This window comes from Corynebacterium axilliensis, assembly GCF_046097495.1.
GTDB lineage: Bacteria > Actinomycetota > Actinomycetes > Mycobacteriales > Mycobacteriaceae > Corynebacterium.
The window spans coordinates 1,493,383-1,510,355 of sequence record NZ_CP175768.1 but is presented as its reverse complement, the minus strand read 5'-3'; the positions used below and the strand labels follow the sequence as shown (position 1 = coordinate 1,510,355).

The following is a 16,973-nucleotide window of genomic DNA, read 5'->3' as shown; positions in this document are numbered from 1 at the left end:
CGCTGGCCGGTGTATTTTAGCGGTGCGCGGAGAGGTACTCCAGAATGGCTTTCACGCGGCGGTTGTCCTCGCTGGGGTCCAGCCGGAGCTTGGTGAAGATGTTGGAGACGTGCTTGGCCACCGCGGCGGAAGAAAGGACGAGCTCGGCGGCGATGTCCTTGTTGGACTTGCCGCGCGACATCAATTCGAGAACTTCGCGCTCGCGCGGGGTGAGCTCGCCCAGTCCGCTGCGCCCGGAGCTCATTAAAGCTTGCGCCACGGTGGGGTCGATGACGGTGCCGCCTTGGGCCACCACGTCCAGGCTGGCCAGGAAGTCGCGAACCTCGGAGACACGGTCTTTGAGAAGGTAGCCGGTGCCAGCCTCGGGGGAGTCGAAAAGTTCCACCGCGTATGCAGGGGCCACGTACTGGGACAGCACCATAACGGGCAGGCCCGGGTAGGCGTTTCTCAAGTTCACGGCGGCTTTCAAACCATCGTCGCCCATGCCCGGCGGCATGCGCACGTCCGTGATGACGATGTCCGGAAGCTCATCGCGCAGCTTATCCACCACCGCCTCAAGCTCCGGGGCGGAGTCCGCCTGGCCCACTACAGAATGCCCGCGGCGCTCCAACAGGCCGGCCAGGCCCTCGCGCAGAATGGCGGAGTCATCCGCCACGACGATTCTCAAACTCATTGGTGAACTCCTGTCTGTCCGCGATCGAGAAGAAGGGGAATGGACCCGGCCACCCGGGTCGGCCCGCCCGGGGGAGAGGACAGCGTCATTTCTCCGCCGAAGGCAGCGAGGCGCTCGGCCATCCCCGCCAAGCCGTGCCCGGGGACGACCTGTGCGCCGCCGGGGCCCTCATCCACCACCGCAATCTTCAAGGAGGCATCCGCGGTCACTAAAACAGATACCGGCGCGCCCGGCGCGTGTTTTGCCGCATTGGTCAACGCCTCCGTGCCGAAGAAGTAGCCGCAGGCCAGCACGGAGGCGGAGAGCTCAGGCAAAGGATGCGGAGCGAAGACGCTGACGTGGGGGCCGTGGGAGGAGGCGGCGTCGGCAAGCGCGGCGACCAGGCCGTGGTCCTGCAGCACCTGTGGGTGGATGCCGTGCACCGTCGTACGCAGGGAATTCAGGCCGCGGTCCACGTCCTGCTTGGCGGCGGTGAGCAGCTCGGTGAGGTCAGAGGGGGCGTCGAGAAGCGCCTCGCCCAACTTCATACTCGCAGCCACGAGGTATTGCTGCGCGCCGTCGTGCAGGTCGCGTTCGATGCGGGCGCGCTCGACCTCGTAGGCGTCCGCGATGGCGCGGCGCGAGGCCGTGAGCTGCGCGATCTGCTGCGCCTGCTGCTGCTCGTGCGTGGTGGGTTGGGGCTTTTTACGGAACACGGTTCACAGCATAACGGGCGCCCTGAACTACAGGGGTAGTGCTGGCACTACCTTAAAGAGCAACGCTAGGGCTGTTCTTTCCGCGGGCCCTTCACGGTGGAATGAGAGACATGGCACAAACACTTTCCCTGACAGACATCACCAAGGATTTCGGCGGCGGCCCGGTGCTCGCCGGAATCTCCCTCGACATCGCGCCGGGCGAGCTCGTGGCCGTCATGGGGCCGTCCGGCTCCGGCAAGTCCACGCTGCTGCACTGCATGTCCGGCGTGCTCACCCCCACGCACGGTAGCGTGCGCTACGGGGACGAGGAGCTCTCCGCGCTTTCCGACGCCCCCCGCTCCCGCCTCCGCCTTCGCAACTTCGGCTTCGTCTTCCAAGATGGCCAGCTCCTGCCGGAGCTGAGCAACGTCGACAACGTGGCGCTGCCCGCAATGCTCAACGGTATGGGGCGGAGTGCCGCCCGCAAGCGAGCACTGGAGCTGTTGGACCAGCTGGGCCTGGGCGATTTGGCGGACCGCCGCCCGGCACAGGTTTCCGGCGGCCAGGCGCAGCGCGTGACCATTGCGCGTGCGCTGGTGGCCAATCCGGGCGTGGTCTTTGCCGATGAGCCCACCGGTGCGCTGGATCAGTCCACCGGCCATGAGGTCATGCAGATGCTCACCACCATCGTGCGCCAGTCGGGTGCGAGCCTGGTCATGGTCACGCACGACCCGAAGGTGGCCGACTGGATGCAGCGCCGCGTGGAGATTCGCGATGGCATCATCCACGACGACCGCCGCCTTGGGGTGATTCGATGAACACCGCAACCTTGGTCTTTGACCTGCAGCGCGAATCGATACGCGCGCGCTCCGGTACTGGAATTGTCTCGGTGCTGGCGATTGTGAGCCTGACCATTGGTTCCGCCATTGCCTTCCTCGTTGCGGGTGGCACCTGGATGTTCTGGGAGCGCGCCCAGCACGTCGAGGACGCCGCCCCGGCACTCAAGGAGCCCTTCGGCAACGAGATTGAGTTCTTCCTGTATTCGTGGTTTGCTCTGGCCCTGTTGGCCTGCGCCTTCATTCTTCCGGCGCTGTTTAACCTCACAGCCCAAGCCGCTGTCCTCGGCGCCTCAGGCAGGGAGCAGCGCCTGGCCACCCTGCGCCTGTTGGGATTGAGCTCCCGCCAGGTGGAGCGCATGGCCATCGTGGAGACGGGCCTGCAAGCCATCATTGGCATCGTGCTCGGCGGGCTGATCAGCCAGCTCATCGCGCCGGTCTTCACCCAGCTGGACTTCCAGATGCGCTCCATTTCTTTGCCTGAGATTCTGCTGCCCTGGTGGGGTTATCTGGCCGTGGCCGGCGTGCTCTTTCTGCTGGCCATCGGTGCAGCACTCGTCGGCATGCGCCGGGTGCGGGTGAGCCCGCTGGGCGTGGCTAAGCGTCAGATGCCCGCGGCTTACCGCTGGTGGCGCGCCATCGTCTTCCTTGTCATCGTGGCGGTCGGCGGGGCTTTCCTCTTCGGCAAGGCGGGCCCGCCCACCGCTATGGTCATCGTGGTTATGTTCGGCATGCTGATGAGCATCAACCTCATCGCTCCCTTCATCCTGCAGCTCGGCGCGCACATCTTGTCCCTCTTCCCGGGTACCGCGCACTTCGTGGCCTGCCAGCGCGTGGCGGGTAATGCGCGCCCCGCGTGGAGGCGGAGTGCTGCCATCGGCTTCTTCGGTTACTTGGCGGGATTCCTCGTTACCGCGCCCTTGGGCTCCGATGCCCTGGCTCTGTCGCTCAAGGAAGACCCCGGAACGAACGTGGTGTTCAAAGACATCTCCACCGGTGTCGTGTTGACCCTCATCTTTGGCTTCACGCTGACCACCATGTCCATCATCCTGGGGCAGGTCTCCGGCATTTTTGAGGACAAGGAGCTCATCCGCTCCCTGGATCTCATGGGCGTGCCGCGTGGCTTCCAGTTCCGGTCCGGCGCGCTTGCGGTCATGGGGCCCGTCGTGGGATTGAGTTTCTTCGGCTTCCTCTTTGGCGGCGGGATTGCCTCGCTGATGTTCTTCTCCAGCGTCGAGTCAAGCGACGTCAATGTACTCGCCCGCCTGCTCATGGCCTTCGGCTTCTTGGCAGTGGGCTGGCTGGTTACGCTCCTTGCCATCGTGATTGTGGAGCCTCTCCGCGGTTACGTGTTGCGCACGGGACGGCGAAAAGAATGAAAACTGTACTGAAAATCTTCGGTGGCCTGTTCGTCGTTGCTCTCATCGCCGTGGTCGCGGCCGTGTACTTCTTCGGCCCCTCCTATGGCGGGGTGTTTGCGGGCAAACCCGTATTCCTCTTCAACGCCAGCGAAAAGCGCATCAACACCGCGATGGTGGACACCGCAGCTTTCACCGGCATTTACGGCGAAAGCGAAGAATTCCAGCGCGCCCGCGAGGCCTTTAAGGAGGACCCCACGAACCCGGATCTCCTCGATGCCGCCATTGACGCCGCCGGTGGCAAGCACTCCAACGTCTTTAGCACCGAAAAAGAAAAGGCCATCGAGGGCACCGATCCCTCCGTCGACTTTGAGAACGGTGTCCTGCGCGCCACCGTGCCGTCGATTGGCCGCCACGCCGACGGCCAGGCCTACGCCGACACACTTGCCCACGGCCTGACCGCCCACCCGGAGGCCTGTGCTGCCGTGGTGGACCTGCGCGGCAACGGCGGCGGGGACATGGGCCCCATGTACGCGGGCTTAAGCCCATTGCTGCCGGACGGCACCGCGCTCTCCTTTGTCAGCCGCATGGGCAATACTGACGTCACCATCGACGGCAACTCCGTCACCGGCGGCGGCACCCCCACCACCACGACGGGAGGCAAGCTTTCGGTCCCCGTTGCCGTAATTACCGACGCCGACACCGCCTCCTCCGCCGAAGCCACCCTCCTGGCCTTCCGTGGCTTGGACAACGTGCGCACCTTCGGCGAGCCGACCGCGGGCTACGCCTCCGCCAACGTGGTGTTGGACTACCCGGACGGCCGCTCGCTCATGCTCACTACCGCCAAGGACAAGGCGCGCACGGGAGAGGAGTTCGCCGAGGACCCCATCGCCCCAGATGCCCCGGAGTCCGAGCTCGACGGCTGGCTTGCCTCCCAGTGTGGCTAGTACGCCGCAACGCTAGCTGGCCCAACGTTCGCCTTCCCACCGCCAGTAGTGGTGCCACTTCCACGGTGGAGGAACGAACTCGCCCCGCCCTTTTATGACCGCGAGGACCTGGTGAACCGCGACGTCGAGGTGGTGCTCAATCGTGGCGGCGGTGAAGTGGAGGGGCAGGTAGCCGCGCTGGACGGCGTCGTTAAGCTTCTGGCGGTCGATTTCGAAACGCTGCCGGTTCTCGCCTTTGTGATAGGCGTAGCCGTCCACCTCGATGGCCACCTTGTGCTCCTCTAGGAGCAGGTCCCAGCGATAAGGTCCAATCCGCACGTTGTTGCGGACTGTGACGTGGGGCTCGAGGCCCCGGGTGAGGTCACGCTCCGGCTTACTATCCGCCCCGACGATGGCCCTCTCCAGAACCTCACGCGTATGCCGGGGCAGGCGGTGAAAGTCCAGCTGTTCGGCCTCGATGCGCGAGCGCCCGTGTGGCCCGGCGAAGAATGCCTCGATGAAGGCCACGGCATCCTCTTGTGCCATCGCCTCAATGCACTGCAGCGGGCTGCACACGTTCACCCCGTTCATGCTGCCCAGCGCCTTGGGCCGCGCCCGCCTACTGCGAAAGAACTCGCTCGATGCCATCGTTCCTGCGCGCAGGAACTGAAGCGGAGAAGTCAGCTCTTGACCAAGATAGTTCTGAGCGGTGGAATAACCATCCAGAGCTGAGTCTGGCCAGCGTCTTGAGACGATTTCAGCGAGTTGGCGCGGTGTTGGCTCCGCAGATAAATACAGACCGCGACAAATCTTGATTGCCTGGCCATTAGCTGCGCGGCGAGTGCCTGCGCGTCCCTCGATAATCTCCATGTGCCCCTGATGAGTACGGTTCTAACAAATAAGCCCCCCGAAACCGCTGTTTTCGGCCCCCCTACTTGATCGAATCGTACGTTATGTATCGGGTACTGTCGCGGCGACAAAGAAAAAGACGTTTCGATCAACTAGGGCCTCTCAAACCCCCGAATTTTGGGCCCTATTTGATTGAAACGTCCCTAGAAACGTGAGTTACTTGAAGCGAGCCTTAGCCTCTTCGAGGATCTTCTCTGCCTCAGCCTTGTCGCCCCAGCCGGAACCGGAGACTTCCTTGTTCGGCTCCAGGTCCTTGTAGTGGACGAAGAAGTGCTCGATCTCGTCCTTGATGTGCTGCTCCACATCGTTGATGTCCTGGTAGCGCTCCCAGCGCGGGTCATCAATAACAGCGAGGAGCTTGTCGTCGCCGCCGGCCTCATCGGTCATCTTGAACACGCCGACGACGCGAGCCTCAACCACAACGCCCGGGAAGACCGGCTCCGGGAGGATAACCAGTGCGTCGAGCGGGTCGCCGTCCTCACCCAGGGTGTGGTCGATGAAGCCGTAGTCAGCCGGGTAGGCCATCGGGGTGAACAGGTAGCGGTCCAGGTAGACCTTGCCGGACTCGTGGTCGACCTCGTACTTGTTGCGGGAGCCCTTGGGGATCTCGATGGTTACTTCAACGCTCACGGCTGATTCCTCCATAACTTATAGGTTGCTACGTGCTCCGCTCAGTCTACCGCGCTAGGGTAAAGGGCGATGAAAGCGAAGCAAGTGTGGTGGAGTGTCGCGGCCGTGGTCACGGCCGGAGTCGTGGCGGCAACGGCGGCGCTGGGGGTAGAGATCCAGCGCACCTACAATCATTTGGACCACGGCGAACCCTATGCGCAGGATGCGCCGGAGACCCTGGTGGAACCGGCACAGGCGGGTCAGTACGACGCCGCAGCGCTCACCGCGCGCTTGGATGAGCTGGGCAAGGACAAGGCCCTGGCTACTTTTGGCGGGCAGGTTATTGATGCGCGCACCCACGAGGTGGTGTGGGAGCGCGAGCCCGCCAAGCCGCTGACCCCGGCTTCGTCCACCAAGGTGCTCACGCTGGCGGCGGCCACCCTGGCCCTCGATGAGGAGGAGACCATCACCACCCAGGTGGTCCGCGGGGAGAAGGACGGCGAGGTGGTCATCAAGGCGGCAGGCGATGTCTGGCTGACCGACGAGCGCTTGGACGATCTGGCAGAGCAGATCAAGGCTAAGGCGGGAGACGTTAAGCGCGTGTCCATCGATACGTCCGTGTGGTCCGGCCCCGACCAGGCGCCGGGCTGGGACGACGACAATATCGATGGCGGCTACGTCGCCCCCATCCAGCCGGCCATGCTCTACGGCGGGCGCCTGGGGGAGAAGACGGGCGATGTCCCCCGCTCCCACGAGCCGGCACTCGACGTGGCCCGGGCCCTGGCCGGGCGGCTGGGCACGGACAAGGCGGACATGGCCACCGCACCCGCAGGCGCGGAGAGCCTCGCCAGCACCGATTCGGAGCCGCTGGCCGTTCGCGCCCAGGAGGCGGCGAAGGATTCGGACAACGTCATGGCGGAGGCCATCGCCCGCGAGGTGGCGCTTAGCCAGCACCAGGAAGCCAGTTTCGAGGGCGCGGCACAGGCCACGCTCGACGTGCTGCAGGGCCACGGCTTCGACACCGCCGGAATTACCATTAAGGACAATTCGGGCCTTTCGCGCGACAACCGCATCACCGCCGGACTGCTCGCTCACATCCTGGATAAGGCAGCCAGCGAAGAGGACCTGCGCCCGCTTATGGGCTACCTCCCGCTGGCCGGCGGCGAGGGCACCCTCTACCAGCGCTACACCGGCTCGCCCGCCCGCGGCTTCGTGCGCGCTAAGACCGGCACGCTGACCGGCACCTCGGCCCTGGCCGGCACCGCGCAGGGTCAGTCCGGAAACGTTTTCGCCTTCGCCTTCCTGGTCAACGACGGCGACGTCAACTCCGCCCGCCAGGCCCAGGACGCTCTCGCTGCCGCGCTCCATGACTTCTAGAACCCCCTTCTGGCCCCGGCGCAGCCCCAACTTTTTGGCTTGCCGCGTGGCTGCCCGCGCGGTCGTGGGGGATGCGCCCCGGCCGATCGCGGTGGGGCTCTCCGGTGGCGCGGATTCCCTGGCGCTGACCGCCGCTCTCGTGGCGGAAGGCCACGAGGTCACCGCGCTGTGCGTTGACCATGGTCTCCAATCTGGCTCGGCCGCGCAGGCGCGCCGGGCTGCCGAGCAAGCGAGGGGGATGGGGGCTGCCGCGGAGGTGGTACGGGTGGACGTCGCCAAGCATGGCTCCCTGGAGGCCGCCGCCCGCGCCGCGCGCTACCGCGCCTTCGCCGACTGGGGTGAGGTGGCCGTGGCCCATACCGCCGACGACCAGGCCGAAACACTCCTGCTGGGCGCGCTGCGGGGGAGGGTGACCGGAATGCTTGAGCGCGCCGAGGTGGAGGGTGTGCGCGTGCTGCGCCCCCTGCTCAGCGTGCGCCGCGCCCAGACCGTGGCCGCCTGCGCCGAGCTGGGGCTTAAGGTCTGGCACGATCCCCAGAACCAGGACCCGACCTTCCGGCGCGTGGCGCTGCGCCGCGATATCCTCCCACGCCTGGCGGATATCGTGGGCGGCGATCCCGTCCCGGCCCTGGCCCAGGCGGCCCACGACGCCGCGCTGGACCACGCCTACCTGCGCACCCCGCCTACTGCGAGCTGCGCAGAACTGGCCCAGCTTCCCGAGCCGCAGCGCCGCCGCGCCATCGCCGCCTGGCTGCGGGAGAAGGGCGTGGAAGTCACCCGCCAGGCCGTGCAGGGCGTGGACAACCTATGCGTGGATTGGCATGGCCAGGGTGGCGTGGCGGTGCCGGGGACCGATGGCGATGGCCGGAGGTTGGAAGTCTTGCGGGTTGGTGGCACACTGTCACTATTGCCTCGGTCAACAAAGGAGCACGCGCGTGCACGACACGAATAATCACACCGTCCCTGCACACCCCTACGGCGAGGACATCGAAGCCGTCCTCGTCACGGAGGAAGATCTGCAGGAGCGCATCCAGGAGATGGCGGATCGCATCTCTGAGAAGTACCGCAACACGGAGGAGGATCTCATCCTGGTGTGCGTGCTCAAGGGTGCGGTTTTCTTCCTCACTGATTTCGCCCGCAAGCTGAGCATCCCCTCCCAGTTGGAGTTCATGGCGGTGTCTTCCTACGGCAACTCCGCATCCTCGTCCGGCGTGGTGCGTATCCTCAAGGACCTAGACCGTGACATTGAGGGGCGCGACGTGGTGATTGTGGAGGATATTATTGACTCCGGCCTCACCCTGTCCTGGCTCATCCGCAACCTGCAGGGCCGGCAGCCGCGCTCGCTGGAGGTAGTCACCCTGCTGCGCAAGCCGGAGGTGGTCAAGGCGGAGCTAGAGCTTTTCGACGTCGGCTTTGACATCCCCAACGAGTTCGTCGTGGGCTACGGCTTGGACTTTGCCGAGCGCTACCGCGACCTGCCCTGGGTCGGTACTCTGCACCCGTCGGTCTACAGCTCTCAGGCTTAGGCTCGCGCATAAGTTTAGGACGTTCTGGTTCGGCACCAGCCGCATACTTGCAAGGTAATTAATGAAAAACAAGAACATCATCCGCTACGGCTCGCTGGCGGGCCTGGTCCTCATCCTGCTGTACGCCTTCACGTTCTTCACCAACGATGCCCGCAGCTTCAAGCAGGTGGAGACGTCGGTAGCCATGGAGCAGCTGACGGACAAGAACGTCGAGGAAGCGCAGATCGACGACCGCGAGCAGCAGCTGCGCCTCAAGCTGAAGAATCCGGTGACGGTGGACAAGCAAGAGGGCGTGGAAGAGGTCATTGCCAAGTACCCGGCACGCGCCTCCGAGCAGGTCTTTAACGCTGTGAAGGATTCCGGCGCGGAGAAGTACCAGACCAAGGTCACGCAGGACTCCTTCATCGGCTCCATGGTGAGCTTCCTGCTGCCGATGCTGCTGCTCTTCGCGCTGCTGTTCTGGATGATGTCCCGCATGCAGCAGGGCGCGGGCGGCATGTTCGGCATCGGCGGCTCCAAGGCCAAGGAGCTGACGAAGGACATGCCCACCAACACCTTCGCGGACGTCGCCGGCGCGGATGAGGCCGTGGACGAGCTGCAGGAGATCAAGGACTTCCTCGATGATCCGGAGCGCTACCACGAGCTAGGCGCGAAGATCCCGCGCGGCGTGCTTCTCTACGGCCCGCCGGGTACCGGTAAGACCTTGCTGGCGCGCGCCGTGGCGGGCGAGGCCGGCGTGCCGTTCTATTCCATCTCCGGTTCTGATTTCGTGGAGATGTTCGTCGGCGTGGGCGCCTCCCGCGTGCGCGACCTGTTCAAGCAGGCCAAGGAAAACAGCCCCTGCATTATCTTCGTGGACGAGATCGACGCCGTGGGCCGCCAGCGCGGCTCCGGCACCGGCGGCGGACACGACGAGCGCGAGCAGACCCTGAACCAGCTGCTCGTGGAGATGGACGGCTTTGGTGACCGCGAGGGCGTTATTCTCATCGCCGCCACCAACCGCCCCGACATCCTGGACCCGGCGCTGCTGCGCCCGGGCCGCTTCGACCGCCAGATCCCGGTGACCAACCCGGACCTGGCCGGCCGCGAGCAGATCCTGCGCGTGCACGCCAAGGACAAGCCGCTGGCTAAGGAAGTGGATGTCACCCAGCTGGCCAAGCGCACCGCCGGTATGTCCGGCGCGGACTTGGCCAACGTGCTCAATGAGGCCGCCCTGCTCACCGCGCGCATCGGCGGCAACGTCATTACCTACGACGCCTTGGAGGAGGCCACCGACCGCGTGGTGGGTGGCCCGCGCCGCCAGGGCAAGATCATCTCCGAGCATGAGAAGAAGGTCACCGCCTACCACGAGGGCGGCCACACCTTGTCCGCGTGGGCGCTCAAGGACATTGAGCGCGTGTACAAGGTCACCATCCTGGCCCGCGGCCGCACCGGCGGTCACGCCATGACCGCCCAGGAAGACGACAAGGGCATGTACACCCGCGACGAGCTGTTCTCCCGCCTCGTCTTCGCCATGGGCGGACGCGCCGCGGAGGAGCTCGTCTTCGGCGCCCCGACCACGGGTGCGTCCTCCGATATTGAGCACGCGACGAAGATTGCGCGCTCCATGCTCACCGAATACGGCTTCTCCCCGGACCTGGGCACCGTGAAGTACGGCCAGGAGCAGGGCGATCCCTTTAGCCAGATGGGCGGCGGCGGATCCATTGATTACTCGGACGCCGTGGCCGCCAAGATCGATGAGCAGATGGCTTACTTGCTCGACCGCGCGCACCAGCAGGCCTACGATATTCTGGCCGCCAACCGCGACTACCTGGACAAGCTGGCGGAGATGCTGCTGGAGAAGGAGACCCTGCGTCGCCCGGATCTGGAGGGCATCTTCGAGGGCATCGAGCCGCGCGAGGCCTTCGATGTCTTCCCGCACGAGGATGATCGCTTCCCGCGCCAGGCCGGCCGCGAGCCGGTGAAGACCCCGGTGGAGCTGGCCAAGGAGCGCGGTGAGGAGCTGCCGAAGCGCATGACGCTTCTCGACGCCTCCCGGGCCGCCCGCGAACGTCGCCTCGCCGCCCAGGAGAACGGGCAGCCGGCGCCGAACGCCACCCCGGAGGAAATCGGCTTCAGCTTTGGCCAGCATGCCGGCGACAACGTGGACCCGGACAAGGGCAATACTTTCTTTGGCGAACCGGACGCCCACGCTGACGCCCAGCCCGCCTCCCAGCAGGATGCTGAGCCCGTCACCGACGCGGCCGGCCACGAGCAGGAGGTCCCGGAACAGGAACTGCACCACGCCCAGGGCGGCCTTAGCCACGCTGAGACCCAGGAGATTCCGCGCGTCGTGGATGCTCCGGAGCCGCAGCGCCAGCCGGGGCGGCGCGGGCGCCACGCCAAACCAGACAGCCCGGACAGCCCAGGCAGCACAGAAACCCAGGGCACCCAGGACAGCAACGGCTGGGGAGCACCCGGCTGGGGCGAGGCGGAGCGCCGCAACAACCCGTACACAAACGACATCACCCCCAAGGACGGCCGCAGCAATGAGCGATAACATCCCGGCGCAGCGCGAGTTTGATCAGGAGCGCGCGGAAGCCGCCGTGCGCGAGCTGCTCATCGCCGTGGGCGAGGACCCCGACCGCGAGGGCCTGCGCGAAACCCCGTCCCGCGTGGCCCGCGCCTACGCAGAGGTTTTCGCCGGCCTGCACCAGGATCCAACTGAGGTCCTGCACAAGACCTTTGCCGAGGAGCACCAGGAGCTCGTCCTCGTGCGTGATATCCCCATCTACTCCACGTGCGAGCATCACCTCGTGCCCTTCTATGGCAAGGCACACATCGGCTACATCCCGGGCCCAGACGGCCACGTCACCGGCCTGTCCAAGCTGGCCCGCTTGGCGGACATGTACGCCAAGCGCCCGCAGGTGCAGGAACGGCTTACCAGCCAGATCGCCAACGCCCTGGTGGAGGTCCTCCACGCCCAGTCCGTCATCGTGGTCATCGAGTGCGAGCACCTGTGCATGGCCATGCGCGGCATCCGCAAGCCGGGGGCGACTACCACGACGTCTGCGGTGCGCGGCGGTTTCAAGAAGAACGCGGCCTCCCGTGCGGAGGTCATGAGCCTGATTAGGAGCTAATTTCCACCATGGCAGTCAGCAACCTCTCCGTCCCGGGCCGCACGCTGGTCATGGGCATTGTCAACGTCACGGAGGATTCCTTCTCCGATGGCGGGCGCTGGATCAACGTCGATGACGCCATTGCGCACGCCCGGCACCTGGTGGCCGCCGGCGCAGACATGATTGACGTCGGCGGTGAGTCTACTCGACCGGGCGCGGTGCGCGTGGCCGCCGAGGAGGAGCAGCGCCGCGTGGTGCCGGTTATCCAGGCGCTGCACGAGGAGGGGATTAAGACCTCGGTGGATACGATGCGGGCCGCAGTTGCCGCGGCGGCCGCGGAGGCCGGCGTGGACATGATCAATGACGTCTCCGGTGGTGCCGCCGACCCGGACATGTATCGCACCATGGCCGCTACTGGCCTGCCGGTGTGCCTCATGCATTGGCGCACCGTCCAGTTCGGTAGTGCGGCCGGGGTGGCGGACCATGGCGGCGATGTGGTGCGCGATGTGCATGAGTCTTTGGCCGCGCTGGCCGACGCCGCCCTGGCCGCCGGCGTTACCCACGACAACATCGTGGTCGATCCCGGCCTGGGCTTTGCCAAGTCCCCGCAGGATAACTGGGCGCTGCTCCAGGCGCTGCCGGAGTTCTTGGACGGCGAGTTCCCGCTGCTCGTGGGTGCGTCCCGCAAGCGCTTCCTGGCCGCCATCCGGGAGGACCGCGGGGCGGAGTCCAGTCCGCTGTTGGCGGATCCCGCCACCGCGGCCGTAACCGCCATCTCCGCGCAGATGGGCGCGTGGGGCGTGCGCGTGCACGAGGTGGACGTCTCCCGCGACGCAGTGGACGTGGCCGCCGCCTGGAACGCGGGCGCGGCCTACACCGGCGGCGCGCATGCTTCCGGCAGCTACGCCAACGGCGCCGATGGCGGCACCGTGGTCTCGACGTCTTTGGGGAGGGCCTAAAACCATGGCAGACCGCATTGAGCTCACCGGCCTGGAGTGCTTTGGCTACCACGGCGTCTTCGAGGAGGAGAAGCAGACCGGGCAGCCTTTCCTCGTGGACGTGACGTGTTGGCTGGACACCGCGGGCATTGAGGATGATCTGAACCGTACGGTCAACTACGCCGAGCTTGCCGACGTCGCCGCGGGCATCGTCGAAGGCCCCTCCCGCGACCTCATCGAGACGGTCGCCGCGGAGGTTGCCGAGACCGCGATGGAACGCTTCGACATTCTCCACGCCATCGAGGTGACCATTCACAAGCCGAAGGCGCCCATCCCGCGCACCTTTGCGGATGTAGCCGTGGTGGCGCGCCGCTCCCGCAAGCGGATGGCCGGCTAATGCGCGCGGTTTTGTCCATCGGCTCCAACATGGAGGATCGCCGCGCGCTGCTGCAGACTGTTTTCGACGAGTTTGCCGCAGAGACCGTCGCCGCCTCTCCGGTTTATGCCACCCCGCCGTGGGGAGTGACAGACCAAGGAGATTTCCTCAACGCGGTACTCATTGTGGACGTGGAGGAAGGCCCGCTGGAGCTGCTGCGCCGCGGGCAGAAGTTGGAAGAGGCCGCCGAGCGAGTGCGCGTGCGCCACTGGGGGCCGCGCACCTTGGACGTGGATATCGTGCAGGTAGACGGCGTGATCTCGAAAGACCCGGAGCTCATCCTCCCGCACCCCTATGCCCACGAGCGCGCCTTCGTGCTCGTGCCGTGGCTGGCCGCAAATCCGCACGCGGAGCTCAACGGCACCCCGGTGAGTGAACTTATCGCTAGCCTAGACAGCACTGAGGTGGCCGCGGTGAAGGAAGTGGGGTAGGCGATGACGAGGACGTCGTTAAGCGCGCTTGTGGGCACCGCCCTGTTCGTGGCCGCGGCGGCCGCCATCCTTACCGCGCGCTTCTACGGCTCCATGCTGGCCATCCCGGCGACGGTGTCTATCTCCCTGTGGGCCATGGCCCTGGTGTGCGTCCTCCTCATCCTCAAGGTGCGCTCCGCCAAGAACGATGAGCATGGCATCGGGCTGGATAACTCGCAGCTCAACCCGATGACGATTGCCCAGTTCCTGCTCGTGGGCAAGGCCTCGGCGTGGACGGGCGCGATTGTGGGTGGTGCCTATGCTGGCATTGCGGTCTACGTCCTCCCGAAGGCGGGCGAACTAGTGGCCGCGTCCGGGGATGTGGCGGGTGTAGTGTCCTCCGCGCTGGGCGGGGCCGCGATGTGCGTGGCCGGCGTGGTCCTCGAGCGACACTGTGAGGCTCCACCTCCACCTGATGGGGCGCAGGCGGTAAGTTAGTGGGCATGACGAGCCCGCACAACGCAGCACCTGAGCCCCAGCACGCACCGGCGCCGGCATCCCGGCAGGAACCCTCGTCTGGTTCCGCTACCGGTTCCAAGGCGGATGCCGGTTCCATTGGCCTCATCATCCTGGTCATCTTGGCGGTGATTGCCAGCCTGGTGATGCTCATTTCGGGCTCGGCGAACGCGCTGAAGATTGCCCTGTTGGCCTCGCTGTGGGCCGCGGCGCTGGGCTTTTTCCTGGTGGTGCGCTACCGCCGCCAGGCCCATGAGGCCACCGAGCTGTTGGCCGTGGAGCGCGCGCACGCGGCGTCCTCCCACACGCAGGCGGCGGCCGCTGCACCGGCGGATAACAGCAAGGTTCTCGCGGACATCCGCGCGGAGCTGGAGTCCATCCGCTCCCAGATTGAGGAGCTCTCCGGCCGCGAGTGGGTCTACGAGCCGGCTGCGCTCTATGCGGAGGCGCGCCGCATCCAGGAGCTGGAGCGCAAGGCCAGCAGCGCGGATAGCGCGGCACACTTCGGTGACTCCGCCGCGTCCAACTTCACCCAGAAGTCCGGCGGTGCCCCTACTGCCGACGCTGTGGCGGGCCGCCTGGGCTCCCAGCCCACGCACCCGACGCACAACACGCTCGACAGTCTGCTCGCGGACAGTGCCGGTCAGGCCAAGACCGCACAGCAGCCCCAGCCGGTCCAGCCGACCCAGCAGGCCCAGCAACCGCGTCCCAAGGCGCAGCCGCAGGAGCAGCCCGCGCAGTCCCAGCCGCAGCCGCAACCTTCGCAGCGTCAGCCCCAGCAGACTCAGCCCCAGCAGCCGCACAAGCCTGCCGCGCCGTCGTTTAAAACGACGACGCCGGCTCAACCTGCACAGTCTGCACAGCCGAAGCAGTCGGAGCAGCCGCAGCAGCCAAAGCAGCCGGAGTTCAAGACCGATAGCTTCCAGGCCGTTCGCTGGAACCAGGGCGCGTCCGAGGCTGCATCGCCGAAGTCGCCGGCGGCATCGGTATCCTCCGCAGCGCCCCACCGCCACCGCAAGCCGGAGGAGGATGCACCGCAGAAGCAGGCCGTGCCGCGCCCGGCCTCCCAGCAGGCGCAGCACCAGGGGCAGCAGTCAGTCGGCGGCGCCCGCAGCGCCGCGGCTGAGACCTCCCGCGGTCGCCGTCGCAGCGACGAGAAGCGCGACGGTGCGGTCTCTGTGGCAGAGCTGATGGCGGAGATGAAGAAGCGCCAGAAGGACAAGAAGGAGAAGTAGGATGCCGGCACCACGTATGCGCGTGGCGGTGTGGGGTAGCTCCCGGGCCGGCATCAACTTTGCCCACCGTCTGGAGATGGCCGGTCACACCATCGAATACCTTGAGGACCCCGCCCAGCTGGACCGCTTCGATGCGCTGATTCTTGCCGCGACGGCGCGGGACCTGGAGGCGGCTGTGGGGGATGTCGAAAAGCACGTGCGTCCCAAGCAAATTGTCATCCACACCTCACTGCTCGCCGGGGTGGAAGCCCTCGACGAGCTGGAGACTCGCGGGTGCCTGACGATTGCCGCAGCTCCCCTGGGCGACTCCTATGCGGTGGGCACCCTCGATGAGGTGGCAGAAACCGTCATTGGGCTGCTGCTCTCGGAAATTCACCAGACCGCAGAAACGGTGCCGGAGGCACAACGTGCCGAGCGAGCCGCGCGGTTGTACTACGCGGAGATGCTCGGTGAACTCAGTGTGTGGGCGGCGCTTAAGGCGGGGATTATCGAAGATTTTATGGGCAGCTCCTTCGACCTTGATGCCGGAGACATCATCGATGCCTACCCCGCCGCCGTGGAGCTGGGCATGGCGCGCAACTACCGCGACGTCGCCCGCATGGTGGGTGAGAAGAAGAATATGGAAGAACTGGAACTGTGGGCAGTAAGAAAGGAAGCGCCGTGGCAGAGCAACTCCTAGTCGACGACATCGAGCGCATCCGCATGGTGGGCAGTGCCTACCGCAAGACGGGCAAGCGCGTGGTGCTCGTGCCGCTGGGCCGTGACATCCATGCCGGCCACCTGGCCCTGGTGCAGGCGGCGCGGCGCGTGCGCGGCGGCGTGGTCGTCGTGGCAGTGGAACCGGACACGGACATCGCTGCACTTAAGGACGTCGACGTGGTGTGGCGCTATAGCGAGCAGAGCCAGCGCACACGGATCCTTGCACCCGACCACGGAATGGAAGACGTCAGCGCGGAGATGACCCGCATTGTGGCGCTGACCTGTGCACTGGGCCCGAGTGATGTGGTGATAGGGGAGAAGGACTACGAGCTGCTCGTGGCCACCCAGCAGGCGTTCACGGACCTCAACATCGGCGCGCGCGTGCAGGGCGTGCCGCCGGTGCGCATGCCGGACGGCGTGGTGATGAGCCTGCGCAACGCGGACGTCGCACCCGAAGCACGCGAGCAAGCCAGCGCCTTGTCAGCGGCACTTACCGCCGGTGCCTATGCCGCGGAATCCGGGGCCGAGGAGGTCGTGCGCGTCGCGCGCGAGGTGCTGGATGCTGCGGGTGTGGAGCCCGAGTACGTCGAGCTGCGCGGCCGCGACCTGCAAGAACCGCCCGCGGAGGGTGAGGCGCGCCTCTTTGTCGCCGCCACCATCGGCGGGGTGCGGCTGACCGATAACGCCGGCGTGCCGCTGGGCATCGGGTTCAAGAACCTGGACCAACAGGAATAAAAGCTCCCGCCCCACCCG

At 66.1% G+C, this 16,973-nt stretch carries 19 protein-coding genes; 15 read left to right on the top strand and 4 right to left on the bottom strand.

Features of this window, described 5'->3' with window-relative positions; all coding sequences use genetic code 11:
- Window positions 1-16 precede the first annotated feature (16 nt).
- Window positions 17-673, bottom strand: coding sequence for a LuxR C-terminal-related transcriptional regulator (locus ACKFR8_RS07415; protein WP_408929629.1), 657 nt, complete (start codon window positions 671-673; stop codon window positions 17-19).
- Window positions 670-1,368, bottom strand: a complete 699-nt coding sequence (locus ACKFR8_RS07410; RefSeq protein WP_408929628.1) for a sensor histidine kinase — start codon at window positions 1,366-1,368, stop codon at window positions 670-672. Before ACKFR8_RS07410 ends, ACKFR8_RS07415 begins: the two co-directional genes overlap by 4 nt.
- 110 nt (window positions 1,369-1,478) lie before the next feature.
- Here ACKFR8_RS07410 and ACKFR8_RS07405 point away from each other — a divergent pair, with 110 nt between their 5' ends.
- Genes ACKFR8_RS07405 through ACKFR8_RS07395 form a run of 3 tightly spaced genes read left to right on the top strand, consistent with a single transcriptional unit; the run spans window position 1,479 to window position 4,488 of the window.
- Window positions 1,479-2,165, top strand: a complete 687-nt coding sequence (locus ACKFR8_RS07405; protein ID WP_408929627.1) for an ABC transporter ATP-binding protein — start codon at window positions 1,479-1,481, stop codon at window positions 2,163-2,165.
- Window positions 2,162-3,562 carry an FtsX-like permease family protein gene (locus ACKFR8_RS07400; protein WP_042532379.1) on the top strand — a complete coding sequence of 467 codons (1,401 nt, stop codon included), beginning with the start codon at window positions 2,162-2,164 and terminating at the stop codon, window positions 3,560-3,562. Before ACKFR8_RS07405 ends, ACKFR8_RS07400 begins: the two co-directional genes overlap by 4 nt.
- Window positions 3,559-4,488 carry a S41 family peptidase gene (locus ACKFR8_RS07395; RefSeq protein WP_408929626.1) on the top strand — a complete coding sequence of 310 codons (930 nt, stop codon included), beginning with the start codon at window positions 3,559-3,561 and terminating at the stop codon, window positions 4,486-4,488. The genes ACKFR8_RS07400 and ACKFR8_RS07395 overlap by 4 nt, the downstream gene beginning before the upstream one ends.
- Window positions 4,489-4,500: 12 nt before the next feature.
- On the opposite strand, the gene ACKFR8_RS07390 is transcribed toward ACKFR8_RS07395, so the two are convergent.
- Both ACKFR8_RS07390 and ACKFR8_RS07385 read right to left on the bottom strand, forming a co-directional pair.
- Window positions 4,501-5,058, bottom strand: coding sequence for a hypothetical protein (locus ACKFR8_RS07390; protein ID WP_306508097.1), 558 nt, complete (start codon window positions 5,056-5,058; stop codon window positions 4,501-4,503).
- 474 nt (window positions 5,059-5,532) lie between these two features.
- Window positions 5,533-6,006, bottom strand: a complete 474-nt coding sequence (locus tag ACKFR8_RS07385) for an inorganic diphosphatase (RefSeq protein ID WP_408929625.1) — start codon at window positions 6,004-6,006, stop codon at window positions 5,533-5,535.
- Window positions 6,007-6,075: 69 nt separating this feature from the next.
- Between ACKFR8_RS07385 and dacB the strand changes: the two genes are divergently transcribed.
- The 12 genes from dacB to ACKFR8_RS07325 all read left to right on the top strand — a co-directional run bounded on the left by dacB (window position 6,076) and on the right by ACKFR8_RS07325 (window position 16,955).
- Complete coding sequence (gene dacB / locus ACKFR8_RS07380; protein WP_408929624.1) at window positions 6,076-7,362, top strand: D-alanyl-D-alanine carboxypeptidase/D-alanyl-D-alanine endopeptidase; 1,287 nt, start codon at window positions 6,076-6,078, stop codon at window positions 7,360-7,362.
- A complete protein-coding gene (gene tilS / locus ACKFR8_RS07375) occupies window positions 7,352-8,314 on the top strand; it encodes a tRNA lysidine(34) synthetase TilS (RefSeq protein WP_408929623.1) in 963 nt (320 codons plus the stop codon). The genes dacB and tilS overlap by 11 nt, the downstream gene beginning before the upstream one ends.
- Window positions 8,298-8,888, top strand: coding sequence for a hypoxanthine phosphoribosyltransferase (gene hpt / locus ACKFR8_RS07370; protein WP_408929622.1), 591 nt, complete (start codon window positions 8,298-8,300; stop codon window positions 8,886-8,888). The genes tilS and hpt overlap by 17 nt, the downstream gene beginning before the upstream one ends.
- A 61-nt stretch (window positions 8,889-8,949) precedes the next feature.
- Window positions 8,950-11,427, top strand: a complete 2,478-nt coding sequence (gene ftsH / locus ACKFR8_RS07365) for an ATP-dependent zinc metalloprotease FtsH (RefSeq protein WP_408929621.1) — start codon at window positions 8,950-8,952, stop codon at window positions 11,425-11,427.
- Window positions 11,417-12,007 (top strand): GTP cyclohydrolase I FolE, encoded by a 591-nt coding sequence (gene folE / locus ACKFR8_RS07360; RefSeq protein WP_408929620.1) that lies wholly within the window; start codon window positions 11,417-11,419, stop codon window positions 12,005-12,007. Before ftsH ends, folE begins: the two co-directional genes overlap by 11 nt.
- A gap of 8 nt (window positions 12,008-12,015) precedes the next feature.
- A complete protein-coding gene (gene folP / locus ACKFR8_RS07355; protein WP_408929619.1) occupies window positions 12,016-12,945 on the top strand; it encodes a dihydropteroate synthase in 930 nt (309 codons plus the stop codon).
- Window positions 12,946-12,949: 4 nt separating this feature from the next.
- Window positions 12,950-13,321, top strand: coding sequence for a dihydroneopterin aldolase (gene folB / locus ACKFR8_RS07350; RefSeq protein ID WP_306508103.1), 372 nt, complete (start codon window positions 12,950-12,952; stop codon window positions 13,319-13,321).
- Window positions 13,321-13,791, top strand: a complete 471-nt coding sequence (folK, locus tag ACKFR8_RS07345) for a 2-amino-4-hydroxy-6-hydroxymethyldihydropteridine diphosphokinase (RefSeq protein WP_408929618.1) — start codon at window positions 13,321-13,323, stop codon at window positions 13,789-13,791. Before folB ends, folK begins: the two co-directional genes overlap by 1 nt.
- A 3-nt stretch (window positions 13,792-13,794) precedes the next feature.
- Window positions 13,795-14,268, top strand: coding sequence for a DUF3180 domain-containing protein (locus ACKFR8_RS07340; protein WP_408929617.1), 474 nt, complete (start codon window positions 13,795-13,797; stop codon window positions 14,266-14,268).
- A gap of 5 nt (window positions 14,269-14,273) precedes the next feature.
- Window positions 14,274-15,521 carry a DUF6779 domain-containing protein gene (locus tag ACKFR8_RS07335; RefSeq protein WP_408929616.1) on the top strand — a complete coding sequence of 416 codons (1,248 nt, stop codon included), beginning with the start codon at window positions 14,274-14,276 and terminating at the stop codon, window positions 15,519-15,521.
- Window position 15,522: 1 nt separating this feature from the next.
- Entirely contained in the window at window positions 15,523-16,200 is a 678-nt protein-coding gene (locus ACKFR8_RS07330; RefSeq protein WP_408929615.1) for a hypothetical protein, read from the top strand.
- Window positions 16,182-16,955 (top strand): pantoate--beta-alanine ligase, encoded by a 774-nt coding sequence (locus ACKFR8_RS07325; RefSeq protein ID WP_408929614.1) that lies wholly within the window; start codon window positions 16,182-16,184, stop codon window positions 16,953-16,955. Before ACKFR8_RS07330 ends, ACKFR8_RS07325 begins: the two co-directional genes overlap by 19 nt.
- The last annotated feature ends 18 nt before the right edge of the window (window positions 16,956-16,973 follow it).

Bases quoted from the DNA above. Each gene is read 5' to 3' on its own strand.
- folB (WP_306508103.1), top strand. From the start codon at position 12,950: ATGGCAGACCGCATTGAGCTCACCGGCCTGGAGTGCTTTGGCTACCAC.
- ACKFR8_RS07340 (WP_408929617.1), top strand. From the start codon at position 13,795: ATGACGAGGACGTCGTTAAGCGCGCTTGTGGGCACCGCCCTGTTCGTG.
- ACKFR8_RS07390 (WP_306508097.1), bottom strand. From the start codon at position 5,058: ATGAACGGGGTGAACGTGTGCAGCCCGCTGCAGTGCATTGAGGCGATG.
- ACKFR8_RS07330 (WP_408929615.1), top strand. From the start codon at position 15,523: ATGCCGGCACCACGTATGCGCGTGGCGGTGTGGGGTAGCTCCCGGGCC.
- ACKFR8_RS07405 (WP_408929627.1), top strand. From the start codon at position 1,479: ATGGCACAAACACTTTCCCTGACAGACATCACCAAGGATTTCGGCGGC.
- ACKFR8_RS07415 (WP_408929629.1), bottom strand. From the start codon at position 673: ATGAGTTTGAGAATCGTCGTGGCGGATGACTCCGCCATTCTGCGCGAG.
- ACKFR8_RS07395 (WP_408929626.1), top strand. From the start codon at position 3,559: ATGAAAACTGTACTGAAAATCTTCGGTGGCCTGTTCGTCGTTGCTCTC.
- folP (WP_408929619.1), top strand. From the start codon at position 12,016: ATGGCAGTCAGCAACCTCTCCGTCCCGGGCCGCACGCTGGTCATGGGC.
- tilS (WP_408929623.1), top strand. From the start codon at position 7,352: ATGACTTCTAGAACCCCCTTCTGGCCCCGGCGCAGCCCCAACTTTTTG.
- folE (WP_408929620.1), top strand. From the start codon at position 11,417: ATGAGCGATAACATCCCGGCGCAGCGCGAGTTTGATCAGGAGCGCGCG.
- ACKFR8_RS07335 (WP_408929616.1), top strand. From the start codon at position 14,274: ATGACGAGCCCGCACAACGCAGCACCTGAGCCCCAGCACGCACCGGCG.
- ACKFR8_RS07400 (WP_042532379.1), top strand. From the start codon at position 2,162: ATGAACACCGCAACCTTGGTCTTTGACCTGCAGCGCGAATCGATACGC.
- dacB (WP_408929624.1), top strand. From the start codon at position 6,076: ATGAAAGCGAAGCAAGTGTGGTGGAGTGTCGCGGCCGTGGTCACGGCC.
- folK (WP_408929618.1), top strand. From the start codon at position 13,321: ATGCGCGCGGTTTTGTCCATCGGCTCCAACATGGAGGATCGCCGCGCG.
- ftsH (WP_408929621.1), top strand. From the start codon at position 8,950: ATGAAAAACAAGAACATCATCCGCTACGGCTCGCTGGCGGGCCTGGTC.